General features: G+C 40.7%; 9 protein-coding genes, 2 tRNA genes and 2 rRNA genes (1 of these 13 cut by a window edge). All 13 read right to left on the bottom strand.

Annotated features, from left to right (window positions below; translation table 11 throughout):
- A 23S ribosomal RNA gene (locus LKI_RS06825) occupies positions 1–483 on the bottom strand (it extends 2,433 nt beyond the left edge of the window).
- A 185-nt stretch (positions 484–668) separates the two neighbouring features.
- A tRNA-Ala gene (locus LKI_RS06820) sits at positions 669–741 on the bottom strand.
- Between the two features lie 112 nt (positions 742–853).
- Positions 854–2,403, bottom strand: a 16S ribosomal RNA gene (locus tag LKI_RS06815).
- Together the 16S and 23S rRNA genes with 1 tRNA gene alongside form the textbook arrangement of a ribosomal RNA operon.
- A gap of 522 nt (positions 2,404–2,925) precedes the next feature.
- Positions 2,926–4,335, bottom strand: a complete 1,410-nt coding sequence (gene cysS / locus LKI_RS06810; protein WP_013975200.1) for a cysteine--tRNA ligase — start codon at positions 4,333–4,335, stop codon at positions 2,926–2,928.
- A gap of 158 nt (positions 4,336–4,493) precedes the next feature.
- Complete coding sequence (locus LKI_RS06805) at positions 4,494–5,711, bottom strand: phosphoglycerate kinase (RefSeq protein ID WP_013103421.1); 1,218 nt, start codon at positions 5,709–5,711, stop codon at positions 4,494–4,496.
- Between the two features lie 80 nt (positions 5,712–5,791).
- Positions 5,792–6,652: a glycosyl transferase gene (locus LKI_RS06800; protein ID WP_013103420.1), complete on the bottom strand. Its 861-nt coding sequence runs from the start codon at positions 6,650–6,652 to the stop codon at positions 5,792–5,794.
- Positions 6,625–8,070, bottom strand: a complete 1,446-nt coding sequence (locus LKI_RS06795) for a glycosyltransferase (protein WP_013103419.1) — start codon at positions 8,068–8,070, stop codon at positions 6,625–6,627. Before LKI_RS06795 ends, LKI_RS06800 begins: the two co-directional genes overlap by 28 nt.
- 109 nt (positions 8,071–8,179) lie before the next feature.
- Positions 8,180–8,857, bottom strand: a complete 678-nt coding sequence (locus tag LKI_RS06790) for a DUF4811 domain-containing protein (protein WP_013103418.1) — start codon at positions 8,855–8,857, stop codon at positions 8,180–8,182.
- A complete protein-coding gene (locus tag LKI_RS06785) occupies positions 8,854–10,362 on the bottom strand; it encodes an MDR family MFS transporter (RefSeq protein WP_013103417.1) in 1,509 nt (502 codons plus the stop codon). Before LKI_RS06785 ends, LKI_RS06790 begins: the two co-directional genes overlap by 4 nt.
- A gap of 124 nt (positions 10,363–10,486) precedes the next feature.
- A complete protein-coding gene (locus LKI_RS06780; protein WP_013103416.1) occupies positions 10,487–11,161 on the bottom strand; it encodes a nucleoside/nucleotide kinase family protein in 675 nt (224 codons plus the stop codon).
- The gene (gene helD / locus LKI_RS06775) at positions 11,161–13,524 is read right to left on the bottom strand and encodes an RNA polymerase recycling motor HelD (RefSeq protein WP_013103415.1); all 2,364 of its coding nucleotides are present in this window, start codon (positions 13,522–13,524) and stop codon (positions 11,161–11,163) included. Before helD ends, LKI_RS06780 begins: the two co-directional genes overlap by 1 nt.
- Before the next feature lie 127 nt (positions 13,525–13,651).
- A tRNA-Glu gene (locus LKI_RS06770) sits at positions 13,652–13,723 on the bottom strand.
- Positions 13,724–13,843: 120 nt separating this feature from the next.
- Positions 13,844–15,079 carry an NADH-dependent flavin oxidoreductase gene (locus LKI_RS06765; RefSeq protein ID WP_013103414.1) on the bottom strand — a complete coding sequence of 412 codons (1,236 nt, stop codon included), beginning with the start codon at positions 15,077–15,079 and terminating at the stop codon, positions 13,844–13,846.
- Between the last annotated feature and the right edge of the window lie 79 nt (positions 15,080–15,158).

The following is a 15,158-nucleotide window of genomic DNA, read 5'->3' as shown; positions in this document are numbered from 1 at the left end:
TCACTAGGGAGTATTTAGCCTTACGGGATGGTCCCCGCAGATTCCGACCGGATTTCACGTGTCCGGCCGTACTCAGGATCCTGAAAAGAGTGTGCTTCATTTCGCTTACGGGGCTATCACCCTCTTTAGCCAAGTTTCCCAACTTGTTCTGCTATAAAACACTTTTGTAACTCTTATTTATCAGTCCTACAACCCCAACATGCAAGCACGTTGGTTTGGGCTCTTCCCATTTCGCTCGCCGCTACTTAGGGAATCGATTTTTCTTTCTGCTCCTGCTGCTAATGAGATGTTTCAGTTCACAGCGTATTCCGTCAATAGCCTATGTATTCAACTATTGACAACTCTTTTCGAGTTGGGTTTCCCCATTCGGAAATCTCTGGGTCATAGCGTACTTACCGCTCACCAAAGCTTATCGTAGTTAGTCACGTCCTTCATCGGCTCCTAGTGCCAAGGCATCCACCACGCGCCCTTATTAACTTAACCGTCACAACCGTAGTTGTGCTTTAAGTTTATGAGTTGGTCATTTTTCAGACCTGCGATTAAACCGTTCTTGTTTCAGAACTTTTTGTGTTGTTTCTCGGTTCAATTTAATAATTTTTAATTATTTAAAAGAATTTGTTACTATTCAGTTTTCAATGTACAACCCTTGGTCACCTCGCGGCCACCAATGGAGAATAGCGGGATCGAACCGCTGACCCCCTGCTTGCAAAGCAGGTGCTCTCCCAGCTGAGCTAATTCCCCATAGGTTCATCTTTGACCATGACACCTATTTCGGTATCACACTCAAAACTAAACAAAACTTTGATTCAAACGCTTGACACTTAAGTCCCTGTCACTTTCCGTTTATCCTTAGAAAGGAGGTGATCCAGCCGCAGGTTCTCCTACGGCTACCTTGTTACGACTTCACCCCAGTCATCTGTCCTGCCTTAGACGGTTCCCTCCTTACGGTTAGGCCACCGGCTTTGGGCATTACAAACTCCCATGGTGTGACGGGCGGTGTGTACAAGACCCGGGAACGTATTCACCGCGGCGTGCTGATCCGCGATTACTAGCGATTCCGACTTCGTGCAGTCGAGTTGCAGACTGCAGTCCGAACTGAGACGTACTTTAAGAGATTAGCTCACCTTCGCAGGTTGGCAACTCGTTGTATACGCCATTGTAGCACGTGTGTAGCCCAGGTCATAAGGGGCATGATGATCTGACGTCGTCCCCGCCTTCCTCCGGTTTGTCACCGGCAGTCTCGCTAGAGTGCCCATCTGAATGCTGGCAACTAACAATAAGGGTTGCGCTCGTTGCGGGACTTAACCCAACATCTCACGACACGAGCTGACGACGACCATGCACCACCTGTCACTTTGTCTCCGAAGAGAACACTTCTATCTCTAAAAGCTTCAAAGGATGTCAAGACCTGGTAAGGTTCTTCGCGTTGCTTCGAATTAAACCACATGCTCCACCGCTTGTGCGGGTCCCCGTCAATTCCTTTGAGTTTCAACCTTGCGGTCGTACTCCCCAGGCGGAACACTTAATGCGTTAGCTTCGGCACTAAGAGGCGGAAACCTCCTAACACCTAGTGTTCATCGTTTACGGTGTGGACTACCAGGGTATCTAATCCTGTTTGCTACCCACACTTTCGAGCCTCAACGTCAGTTACAGTCCAGTAAGCCGCCTTCGCCGCTGGTGTTCTTCCATATATCTACGCATTCCACCGCTACACATGGAGTTCCACTTACCTCTACTGCACTCAAGTTGTCCAGTTTCCAATGCCTTTCCGGAGTTGAGCTCCGGGCTTTCACATCAGACTTAAACAACCGTCTGCGCTCGCTTTACGCCCAATAAATCCGGATAACGCTCGGGACATACGTATTACCGCGGCTGCTGGCACGTATTTAGCCGTCCCTTTCTGGTATGGTACCGTCACACTAAAATCATTCCCTATTCTAGCTGTTCTTCCCATACAACAGTGCTTTACGACCCGAAAGCCTTCATCACACACGCGGCGTTGCTCCATCAGGCTTGCGCCCATTGTGGAAGATTCCCTACTGCAGCCTCCCGTAGGAGTTTGGGCCGTGTCTCAGTCCCAATGTGGCCGATCAGTCTCTCAACTCGGCTATGCATCATTGTCTTGGTGAGCCTTTACCTCACCAACTAACTAATGCACCGCGGATCCATCTCTAGGTGACGCCGTAGCGCCTTTTAACTTTATATCATGCGATACTAAGTTTTATTCGGTATTAGCATCTGTTTCCAAATGTTATCCCCAGCCTTGAGGCAGGTTATCCACGTGTTACTCACCCGTTCGCCACTCGCTTGAAAGGTGCAAGCACCTCTCGCTGCGCGTTCGACTTGCATGTATTAGGCACGCCGCCAGCGTTCATCCTGAGCCAGGATCAAACTCTCAATTTAAATGAATTTAAATTCATTGTTTGAAGATGTACTCTTCGATTAAACTGACTAATTGCTATATCTCTATAACGACTATCCGTTTATTGTTTGTTACGAATTGACTTCGCAAATTTGTTTCTGTTACTCTCGTAACAGCGACAGATTCGTTTGTTCAAAGTTTTGTTCAGTTTTCAATGTGCTACTTGTTGTCGCTGAGACAACTATATTATCTTACCACGCTCAACTCGCTTTGTCAACTACTTCTTTTAACTCTTTCTCAGAACTTCTTGAATTAGTTGCCTCTATCGCCTCGCGTCCTTCGTAAGAACATATATTAATATACCAACTTTTTCCCCACCCGTCAACTACTTTCGCTCCCCTTTTTTATCCTATCGCTTTTCTCTTTCTTTAACCGCCACTTTACTGATTACCGTTCGTCTTTTACCCCTCTTTTTCCCCTTCCTTTCTTTTTTACATTCGCTTTATTTATTTCCCCTTTACTCTTCCTTAATATTTAAAAAAAGACTCGCTTCGCGAGTCTTTTTAATCCCTATGCCAACGTTGCCCTTGGGGTGTATCTTCAACAACAATTCCTAACTGATGTAAATTTTGCCTTAAACGGTCCGATGCTTCAAAATCACGTGTTTCACGTGCAAGATGACGTAATTTTAGTAGTTCATCCTGTTCTTTTGTTAAATTAGACGCCACAGACAGATTTTCAATACCAAATACCGACATTAATTTTGCTATTGTGTGCAATAAATGTTGCGTTGTCTCAAGATAAATTTGTTGGCTCTCGGCCAAAGTATTTGCAATTGTTACTAGTTCGAATATCGATGCTAATGCATTAGGTGTATTAAAATCATCATCCATTGCTGCCTCAAAATCACTGATTCGCTCTTCAATCACACGATCAACCGCTTGATCTCGACCATTAACGGCTGTTTCCATACGAAAAGATAAATTGCGATACGCTGTTCGAATACGATCGAGTGCAACCCTTGCCTGTTCTAATGTGTCATCCGAATAATTAATTGATCTACGATATTGCGTAGTCGATAGTAGATAACGAATAGCCATTGGATCATCATAGTTTGCTAACATATCATGTACCGTTGTGAAATTACCCAGTGATTTAGACATTTTTTCATCGTTAACATTAACAAAACCATTATGCATCCAGTAATTAACGAATGTTTTCCCCGTTCGAGCTTCTGATTGCGCAATTTCATTGGTATGATGAGGAAAAGCCAAATCAATACCACCACCATGAATATCAATCGTATCAGCCAAATATTTTTGCGCCATAACCGAGCATTCAATATGCCATCCTGGGCGCCCTTTACCCCATGGTGACTGCCATGAAATTTCATCCTTTGAATGGCTAGCTTTCCATACAGCAAAATCGATTGGATCTTCTTTTCGCGTCAATTCAATATCATCTAAACGTCCAGCAGCGTTAGCCTCCATTTCAGCTAAATCTTGGTGTGCTAATATGCCATAACCCTTAAAACGTTTGGCACGAAAATAAACGTCGCCTTCGGATTCATAAGCATAGCCTTTTTTAATAAGGTCGCCCACAAATAAAATAATATCAGGAATAACATCCGTTGCACGTGAACGCACAGTTGCTGGCTTTATATTTAACGGCAACGTATCCTGATGGAAAGCATCAGCATATCGATTGGCTATCGTCATTTCATCAACACCTTGTTCACGTGCACGTTTGATAATTTTATCGTCAACATCCGTAAAATTTGAGACGTAGTTAACATCATAACCACGGTACTCAAAATAGCGACGAACAACATCAAATGCAATTGCAGATCGCGCATTTCCAATATGAATATAATTATAAATCGTAGGGCCACAGACATACATGTTGATTTTACCTGGTGTAATAGGCTTAAATATTTCTTTTTCACGTGTCAACGTATTATAAACATGAATCATAGCGATCTCCTTTAATAACTCTTTTTGTTGCTTAGCCTCCATTATACAGGACATACTGTCTTTTTTACCAATTATATGAACATATTCTCATATTAATTGTCGAAAACACACTTTTGTGTTCAACAAAAAACAGACTCATACGGGTCTGTTTAAAACAATTATTTTTCAGAAATAGCAGCAATGCCTGGTAATTCTTTACCTTCGAGGTATTCTAGTGAAGCACCACCACCAGTTGAAATGTGTGACAACTTGTCAGCAACACCTAATTGTTGTACAGCAGCAGTCGAATCACCGCCACCAACAATAGTGGTTCCACCATTTTCCGTTACCGTTACCAATTCTTCGCCAATTGCCAATGTACCTTTAGCAAAGTTAGGCATTTCAAACACACCCATTGGTCCATTCCAAGCGACTGTCTTGGCATCTGACAAAGTATCTTGCAACAATTTAACTGACTTAGGTCCAATATCTAGACCCATGTACCCATCAGGAATGCCTACTTCGGCATCAACAATTTCGGTCTTAGCATCATTTGAGAACGCATCTGCTGCAATTGAATCAACCGGCAAAACTAGCTTATCGCCGGCCTCAGCCATTAATTCTTTAGCCAACTCAACTTTGTCAGCTTCAAACAATGAATTACCAATTTTTTCGCCCTTAGCAGCATCAAATGTGTAAGCCATACCACCACCAACAATAACTTTGTCAGCCTTGCCTAGTAATGACTTCACAATTTCAATCTTATCAGAAACCTTTGCACCACCAATAATAGCAACGAACGGACGAACTGGGTTAGCCACAGCATCACCCAAAAACTTGATTTCTTTCTCCATCAAGAAACCAGCCGCTGCTTGTGAGACATTAGCTGAAATGCCAACGTTTGAAGCATGGGCACGATGTGCGGTCCCAAACGCATCATTAATGAACAAATCATCACCCAATGATGCCCAGTACTTACCCAACTCTGGATTATTCTTCGATTCGTTCTTAACTTCTTGACCATCAACAACGTCTTCAAAACGTGTGTTTTCAACCATTAATACTTCACCATCTTGCAAAGCAGCAATAGCAGATTCAAGTTTTGCGCCACGTGTTTGTGGTACAAACTTAACATCTTGACCAAGCAATTCTCCTAAACGTGCTGCAACTGGTGCTAACGATAATTCTTGCTTATCATCCTCAGACTTGATGCGTCCTAAGTGTGAGAACAAAATTGCACGCCCGTTGTTTTCCAGAACATATTTAATTGTTGGCAATGCTGCCACAATACGGTTATCGTTACCGATAACACCTGCTTTGATAGGCACGTTGAAATCAACGCGCATCAATACTTTCTTACCTGAAAGTTCCAAATCTGAAACAGTCAATTTAGCCATGATAGCCTCCAAAATTTTATTGTTACAACTCTATTATAAAACAAAATATCGTTGTTGTGTTGTGATATGTGAAAAGCTACTCAAAATATGACAATGCGTACTTTATGTGTTGTAATACCCTGTGATTTTAAAATATCAAAATTACGTTGTGAGGTGCGTACTTGTTGAATTTTATGGGTTGGGTCATTTAAAATAGCAGCAACGTCATGCCGTACGCGACCTTGCCCGTCCAAAACATCATCAACTAATGTCAGGACTGTATTTTGTGGCGAAAAGGCAATTTCACGTCCTAACTGTGTCGTATTAAACGTGTATCTTGGCCATTTGCTGGCAATACTAGCAATGTATGACTCGGCTTCTTGATACTTTTGATCATATGCATATACAAAATTACGATGATTTTCAAAGTAAAAATCGCTTACCTGAACCATACTTTGACCGAAGTAAAAATCTGACTCTAATAATTCACCTTCACTAAAATACTGCTTCGCAAATAACTTTCCATCTCGTCGATAAATATCTTTGTAATCAATTTTACCGTCCGGATCTTGCCAGACAACCGCCTGAATAAGCCTCTTAGAATCATTGAACCAACGAACATGCGCTCTCACATGTCCACGGCTGATAATATCTTTGGTGCCATCCCCATTAATTCTAAACTGCGCGCCATCAGGTACTGGTAAATCAGTCCACCAAAGGCCACCTTTATCGTCCGTATTTTCAAGATAACGTTGGGCATACATATCATACACGCGCGTCGGATCTAGACCTAATTTACGGACTAAATACGTCGCATCTTCATGCGGGGTAGCTAGCCACAAGGCATAACTTTTCCCTAACCTCACCTGTTCAATTTGCCAAGCAATGCCTGGAAAATTAGTGTAAGCTAATGAATTGATAATTTCAATTGTTGTCATAAATCCACCATTACTTTTTGCCATTGATCAGCGATCATGTCATTTTGAAATTGCATGGCAACATCATGTGCCCCTTTTGATAGCTGGTCATAAGATTCAAAAGTAAGACGCATCGCAACCGCAAGTCGGCTAATATTGACCTGCTCATCAGCCGCTTTACGACTAAATTTTGCTAAATAACCGTTAACCCCATCATAAACTAACTCTCGTGCACCATATAAATTATCATAAGTCGCAATAGGCAACGCATTGCTGATTGCGTCAATGTAAGTTAACCCAAACCCCTCTGAATAGGAAGCTGATACAAAAACATCATATGCCTTCATATCCGTTTTCATGTGTTGACTTAATCCTTTTAACACCACAAACGACGATAAATTTAATGTATTAATCAGTGTGACTAGGTTACTTTCTTCAGCACCAGCGCCATATATAGCTAAGGTTGCGTCTAAACCAGCCTGGCGCAATTGACTAATCGCTTGAATAATATGGTCAATGTTTTTTTCTGCATGTAAGCGTGATGCTGTCACAAACTTCATAGAACCACCTAGCCATTTGTTCGGTTCTGAAATGTCTGAAACACCGCCAACTGGAATAGCAACAATTTTACGCGATAGCCCGCTAACACCAATAGCTTCTAACTGTGACAACATTGCTTGTCGCTGTAATTTTGTGGCCACAATAATCAAATCAATGTCTGTCAAATGGTCAAACATGTATTGATAATAGTTATTCCATAATGGATGTTCTTGATACCACGTTACAAAATGGTCAGCATGAACAACCGCCAGTATTTTTAAAGTAGAATCATACTGCTTGATTCGAATAATTGCTTCTTCGCTGTCAGTACCACGATCAATCAGATAAACATTATTTTTAAATCGGTGCTGAATATCTGAAAAAAAGAAATCTAACAATTCTTCGAAAGTTGTGAACAAATAGTTCTTCCCACGAAAGTTATCCACACGAATATTAGTCATTTGATCACCACGTGATCGCTCGTTTCTATAATGCCAAGAAACCCGATGCTTCTTGTTTTCTAAAAATACACGATCATCTTCAACTTGATATACTCGTTTTTCTTTATCATAGTACTTTCGCCGTTGAATGATTTCTATATAATTACCGGTCGTCTGCCGTTTAATCATCCGTTGCGTATTGGTAGTATCCCAAAGTATCTCTTCCTCATAGTTATGCATGATCATGTTGCCGTTGCGTAAATACTTATCTGGGTCATCGCTCAATAGATAATCATACAAGCCAATGACCTCATGCTCCGCAATATGCCATTCCTTCATATGTTGATGTAGCCGTGGCAAGTGGTCTGTAAAAACCATTTTAAAGGGTAATTTTTTATCGCGAAACTGGGTTGCACGATAAAACTGTGCATGCTCGACGCCACTATTACCATGGCCCATGCCTTTATTGATAAAAAAATGCATCATGTTACCCCCTAATTTATAACTTTTATGAACCGATATTTTCCCTATCATAGCATAAAAGCGACCATCCCTGAAATAGAGATTGTCGCTTTTTATACATTTCAAGCGCTTAATTGCCTTGCAATACTTTTTTGATTTGTTCAACCTGTAGCGTCGCCGCTTTATCAGGATTAATCTGAGCTAATGCTGCCAATTGCTTTTTTTGTTGTTCAGCAGCGGCTTTATCTGCATCCGATTTGGGTGCCAACTTACCTGGTAACGCTTCCGCTTGTGCGGTTGTCATTGCAATCCATGTCGCCGGTACTTGATATGTGACCTGGCGATGCTTCAATTCATGATTATTGCCGGCAATACCGAACAAAAACTTAAAACCGTTCGATTTATAAACAAAGCGTGTGGTCTTGGTGACTTGATAAGCTGTGTTTCCTGAAATATTTGTTCTGCTTGAAGAAGTTTTTAAATCAGGTTTTGAGACTGTTGTTTTTTTGTCGGTAGCTGATTCCCTGTAGATATAGACATTTTCTTTACCGTCAGTCCCAACATTTTGGTAAAGTAACACACCAAAACCTTGATCACCAGCGCCAGCAGAATGAATCACTTTTTTACTAGTGGTCGTGACCTGCTTCATACCATAATGATCATGCATATTGCCAACCAACGCAGTAACACTCAAAATCAACCCAGCAAACATCAATAGCGTGACGATATAGCGAACACCAGATGATTTGATTGTCATATTCGCAAAAAATGCTAAAAGCGCAAATGCCGCCATAATTAAAATAATCATCTTACGTCACCTCCTTGATTTGGGGTGTTAACCTTGCCACTATGCAGCAGAAAAGTAATCAGTAAAGCAACAACAGCAAATGATGCAGCCAATAGGAACGACGCATGAAAACCACCAAGCGTTGCATCTAGAGCCTTACGCCCATATGCTAGCGGATCTTGTCCATTCAAAGATTTCTTTGGCATATTATTCTTAGTAACGGATTGCATAACTGAAGCCAAAACCGCAGTCCCTAAAGATGCAGCAATTTGCCTCATCGTATTGTTAGCTGCTGTTCCTTGTGCTGCTGTTTTCGGAGACAAGGCGCCCATAGCTGAAGCTGTTAAAGGCATCATTGTCATGGCAATACCAAACATGCGCAAAGTATACAATGATGTGATATACAATGTCGGTGTTTCAGCTGTCATATAAAACAAGGGTATCGTACCAATAATTAGAATTGTGAACCCAGTAACAGCTAAGCGTTTAGCGCCATGTTTATCATAAAATGCACCAGCAATTGGTGAAATAATACCCATCATGAGCGCACCGGGAAGGAGAGTCAAGCCTGAATTAAGTGGTGATAGGCCCCGAATATTTTGCATGTAGATCGGTAAAACCATCTCGACACCTATCATGGCCATCATGACCAATGACACTAAAATAGTTGTAATCGTAAACTGTCTTGACTTAAATACTGACATATCTAAGAATGGCTTCTCCATTCGGGACTGATGCCACATGAATTCAATAACAATGATAATGCCAACAATCAATGGTACGATCACATTGAAACTACCCCAACCATCTGAAGCGACCATTGCAAAGCCATATAATACTAAACCAAAACCAAAAGTTGATTCCATAAGAGATCGTATATCTAGCGTTACTTTTTGTACTGGTAAGATGTCATGGAACAAGAAAAACGAAGCAATCATAACGACAATAACAACCGGCAAAACGATACCAAATATTGAACGCCACGAATTTTGCAGCGTCAAGCCTAATAACGTATGATCTTTTTCTAAAATCCATCCTGATAATGTTGGTCCGATAGCTGGTGCCATACCAATGACTAGACCACCCATTCCCATTGCTTTTCCACGCGACTGGGCGTCAAACAGCGATAGAGAAACAACTTGCATCAACGGCATGAGTATACCGACCGCCATTGCCTGTAAGACACGTGCTACCATTAATAACCAAAACATAGTCGTTGGTGTCATGAAAGCAACAAGTGTCCCAATAGTAAACAGACCCAATGCTGATAGATACAACGTTTTTGTTGGAATGCGTGTTGTCAAAAAGGCAGAAACTGGTACCATAATACCATTGGCCATCAAGAAAATGGTGGTTAGCCACTGCACTGTTGCAGCATTCACATCAAATGCTTTCATCAATGCCGGTAAAGCAGTGCCTAAGGCTGTTTGCATTAGCATGACTGAAAACACACCAATTAACATGACCAACATCATCGCCAAACGATTGACTGGTTTACCGTGTGTATCAAGTAATTCGTCATTCATGATTATTTTCCTCTGTTATATTCAATAAATTACCAATTGTTTTCAGAAAACAATTGATTTAACTTCTTAAAATATCTTACGCCTAAGTAAATAGATTGTCAACAAAGTTGACAATCTATTATAACTACTTCATTATGATCGTTTCAATATCATGGTTTTTATCTAATCTGACAACAGCATTAGCATGGACACTACTTGGTTCAATGTATTGATCCAGATTGACTTGGTTCGTTTCATCCCAGACCGTCATTACTAATTGAGAAAACGACTCAATAGGCATCTGTGCGTATTGATAACGCCAAGACTTCGGGTCGTTTTTTGCTCGTGCCGTCATTTCTAAGGTTCGTGCTAAATACCATGTTTTAATGTTTGTTAAATCGGCATCGAGATAAATTTTAAAATCTGGTTGTTCAAGCTGTAGCGCCACAACGCCTTCAATAATTAGTATGTCTGGTTTCGTGATACGTTGCTTTTTTTCCGGATGAATATCAGCCAGTTCTTGCGCATAACAAGGAATCTCAGCTGACAGTTCATCAGCCTGAAACCGCATGATGAGCTGTGTTAATGCCGTCATATTATACGTTTGTGGAAACCCTTTTTGTTTAAAAATACCTTTTGCCATCAACACATCATTAGGCATCAAAAAATCATCTGTACTAATCACACTAACATTAACGTCAAGTAATTCAGCCAGTTTTTGAGCAAACGTACTTTTACCAACCGACACTGAACCCGCAATGGCGATGGACATAAATGTGTCATGATACCGTTGCTTAATCGCTTGAACAAGTTCATCCATTAGTTTACCTCATATAAGTGTGCTGGCACATCATCAAGTAATTGCGTTGCACGTTTTTCAGCTAATAACGTCAATGTATGCATGGCACGACTAGCTACTGTATATAGCAAGCGTCGTTCTGAATCATCCCCGTAACGTGTATTGTCAGCATGCCAAATAATCACAGCATCAAATTCCAACCCCTTTGCTAAATAAGAGGGCACAATGATCGCGCCCTTGGCTAGGCGTTGGTTTTCCGACTGAATTAATGTGACTGATTGACTGTCAAGTTGCGCAGCTAATTGTTGCGCATCATCACGTGTCTTCGTAATAATTGCTGTCGTATCATGGTTTAACGTATGTTGCGTTAATTGTTGCTGTAGTTTAACCAACATGTCTGATTCGCTTAATAACGTATATACCATCGGTTTGTCACCATCACGATTAAACGCATCAATATCCTGTCCATCACGTAAAATATATTTTGTGAAATCTGTTATTTGTTGTGTTGAACGATAAGTTTGTGTCAATTTAACCTGCTCGATGCGTTCAGGGTCAAACAACGATGAAAAATCATCCTGCAAACGCGTTGCATTATCTTTTGTAAAAATAGCTTGGTTGAGATCACCCAACACGGTAAATTTTGCCTTTGGGAAACTAAATTTCAAAAATGCCAATTGAAATGGTGTGTAATCCTGAATCTCGTCAATAAACAGAAAACGAATATCACGCTCACCTTTCTTACCAGTCATCAGATCGTATAGGTATAAATATAGCGTTGTATCCGTCAACGATAATTGCTTCTGTTTCAATGCCGTAATAATTGTTTCGACATGCGCTAACCAACCAGTTTCTGTTATGTTAAACGCTTTTAAATCAAAATAATGGTGGGCATGACGCAAAAAATCAATAAATTGCGCATTAATATTTAGAAAATTTGCACGACGGATTTGACGTGCTAGCGGTTTTAACGACTGGGTCACAATTTGTTTTGCAAGAAAATGGCGTTCTGCTTTTTCACTGGCAAATTCACGTTCTTTTGGTCCCTCTCCTAGTTGGACTTGTCGTGTACGCGCGGCTGCATCAGATTCTTCATTATCACCAACACGCACTTGACCAGCACCAACCAGTTCATCATATTCTTGCTTGGAAAGATTTTCAATGGCTAATTCTACCCAATCTTTACGCAATTCCTGACCAATATGCGCGCTCAATATCCGCATCAATGTATCACGCGTTGCCTCTAATCGTTGACCTAATTTATAATTTTCATTGTATTGGTAATAGATTTCTGAAATACGTGCTTTAGAAATTAGGGGCTCGCCACGGAACATGAGATTTCGAATTTTCATGTCCGTTTGATTCAAATGTTCTGCGTAAGCAGTTACCGCATGAAACATAGCCAAACTGCCCTTTGCACGATTAATGTTGTCGGCAGTCTTGTCATGCTCAAATCTTTCTTGTAACGTTTCAACAGCTATTTTTGGCAAACGACGTGAAGCATATTGATAAAATGTCATCTGTACCATATTTTGTTCACCCAGCTCTGGTAACACATTATCAATATAATCATTAAATAATTGATTTGGACTAAATAAAACGACTTGACCAGAAGTTAGTTTACCCCGATAACGATATAATAAATAAGCTACACGCTGTAGTACAGCAGCTGTTTTACCTGAACCTGCTGCGCCTTGAACAAATAATAAATCAGCTTCTGTATTACGAATAATTTTATTTTGTTCTTTTTGAATCGTTGTCACAATTGACTTCATCTTGGTTGATGATTCACCTGATAAGGCATTCATCAACATCGCATCGCCAATAGCTTCTTCTGTATCAAATAGTGTCACAATGACACCATCTTCAATTTGGAATTGTCTTTTAAGCGTGACATTTGCCTGTTGCGTACCGTCCGGTGTCAAATAGGATACTTTTCCAATGCCACCATCATAATAGATTGAAGCAACCGGAGCGCGCCAATCATAGACTAAAAACTGATTTTTATCGTTACTAAATGATCCCAACCCAATATAAATTGTTTCCGCTTCGCGATCTTGACTAGTGGTTTCACTAAAGTCAATTCTTGCGAAATAAGGCTTTTCAATTTGTTTCGTTAATGTCGCCACACGACGCTCTGCACGCGTTTTAGAGTTTTCACGCTCAGATAACATTTGCTGCTGCTGACGAATTGACGCTGCCGTTTCAACAATGCCTGAATAGGTATCCGTTTTTAATCGCACGTCGCTCCAATTTTGTGCAACGGAGTCGATACTTTTGTTTGTTTGTTTAATTTCCGCTGCGGTTGCCACAAGCGATTTTTCCATCGCCTGTAGTGTTCCATCAAGGTACTGCGTTTCGTCAATTTTAATTTGATTGTCCAAAATGCGTCTCACTCTCTTCAAATTCAGTGTTTTAATTATACGCTTTATAAACATAAAATACAAAAAATGTGCTCACTTTAAATAAAAAAGACACATAAAAAGCCGCAACCGAAGTTGCGACTTGATATAGCTCGTGAGAGAATCGAACTCTCGATTCCGCCGTGAAAGGGCAGCGTCTTAGCCACTTGACCAACGAGCCATGGTCAGTGATGTCCGATATATATCAGACAACTATATTAGTATATCAAGAAATAATATCGCCGTCAAGCTTTTTTTAAATTGATTTTTGTTTTTGTGTAGAACACGTGACACCGTAACTTTATGGTTGCTTTTTTAGGGTCATTAACTTGGTAGGATCAATTGGTTCGGTATTTTTTGCCACAACGTTTTTATAATAGCGCCATGGTTGCTTTGGATCAAATAACGCATCTGTCGTAACTGGAAAGCCATTTCTAAATCGTGTTAACAACCATTCTGACAATGGTTTTGGAATACCTAAGAGATCAAAATCAGCTGGTGATATGGCATAACGAATAGCAAGTTCATCATTATTAAATACTTTTTGCACCCAATTGGGCTCAATGATTAGTTCACGTCCTAATGCCGCAAAAGTTATCCCAGCATCCATTAAATCTTCCACTTGTTCAGGTTTTTTAAGTAATCCGGCAACCATTAATGGATAGCCTTCCGGTAGAGCCTGACGATAATAATCGATAACCCGTTTAGTCGCCTGTTTATTTTTAAACGGCAATTGAAAGCTATCTTTCAGTGACAAATGTAAATAATCTATCGGCAAATCCGCGACTCGTTGTGCATATTGCAACGAGTCTTCAAGTGTAATGCCTGGTACCATTGGCTCTTCTGGTGATTGCCGATAACCCAGTAGAAATGGCCTGTCTGCATACTTTTCAATTACCTGAGCTACTTTTGCAGTAACTGTTAAACCAAATCGCTGACGTTTTTCGGCTGTTCCACCCCAAATATCATCACGCTGATTACTGTCTGCTGAAAGAAATTGTTGCATCAAATAAAGATTTGCACCGTGTAATTCTACGCCATCAAAACCAGCTAAAATAGCCCTTTTTGTAGCATTAGCAAAATCTTCAATCGTTTGCACGATTTCGTCATGTGTCAAAGCCCGTGGCACATCAAAAGCACCATTAGGATATGGTTGATTAGAAGCAGATACGGGGGTTTCACCCCGTAAGATAGTCCGTGTCGTTTGTCGACCTGCGGCAAAAATTTGCAAAATGGCTTTGGCTCCACCTGATTGAATGGCACTAGCCAATCGACGCAATCCCGGGATTTTATCATCATCTGCAACAGAAATACCACCTTCCCAACCACGTCCAAGCTCATTAACATAGGCAGCCTCTGTGATGATCATAGCTGGCCCTTGCGCGCGGATTTGATAATAATTCAACTCATTATCTGTGACAGTGCCATCCTCTAGAGATGAACGTAATGTTGTTGGTGCCATAATCACATGATTACGCAGCGTGATTGCTTTATTTTTAAAAGTGTAATTTTCTAAAAAATCATAATTAATTTGCATAAATTCATTATACAAAAAATAGATACTTTAAGCCAATCATTATACAGTACGGACGACAACAAAAAAACCGCTTTCGCGG

Source organism: Leuconostoc kimchii IMSNU 11154, from assembly GCF_000092505.1.
In the GTDB taxonomy this organism is placed as follows: domain Bacteria; phylum Bacillota; class Bacilli; order Lactobacillales; family Lactobacillaceae; genus Leuconostoc; species Leuconostoc kimchii.
This window is presented reverse-complemented; position numbering and strand designations above follow the sequence as displayed.

Excerpts from the sequence above, each read along its gene's own strand:
- cysS (WP_013975200.1), bottom strand. The coding sequence starts at position 4,335 with ATGATTCATGTTTATAATACGTTGACACGTGAAAAAGAAATATTTAAG.
- LKI_RS06805 (WP_013103421.1), bottom strand. The coding sequence starts at position 5,711 with ATGGCTAAATTGACTGTTTCAGATTTGGAACTTTCAGGTAAGAAAGTA.
- LKI_RS06800 (WP_013103420.1), bottom strand. The coding sequence starts at position 6,652 with ATGGCAAAAAGTAATGGTGGATTTATGACAACAATTGAAATTATCAAT.
- LKI_RS06795 (WP_013103419.1), bottom strand. The coding sequence starts at position 8,070 with ATGCATTTTTTTATCAATAAAGGCATGGGCCATGGTAATAGTGGCGTC.
- LKI_RS06790 (WP_013103418.1), bottom strand. The coding sequence starts at position 8,857 with ATGATTATTTTAATTATGGCGGCATTTGCGCTTTTAGCATTTTTTGCG.
- LKI_RS06785 (WP_013103417.1), bottom strand. The coding sequence starts at position 10,362 with ATGAATGACGAATTACTTGATACACACGGTAAACCAGTCAATCGTTTG.
- LKI_RS06780 (WP_013103416.1), bottom strand. The coding sequence starts at position 11,161 with ATGGATGAACTTGTTCAAGCGATTAAGCAACGGTATCATGACACATTT.
- LKI_RS06765 (WP_013103414.1), bottom strand. The coding sequence starts at position 15,079 with ATGCAAATTAATTATGATTTTTTAGAAAATTACACTTTTAAAAATAAA.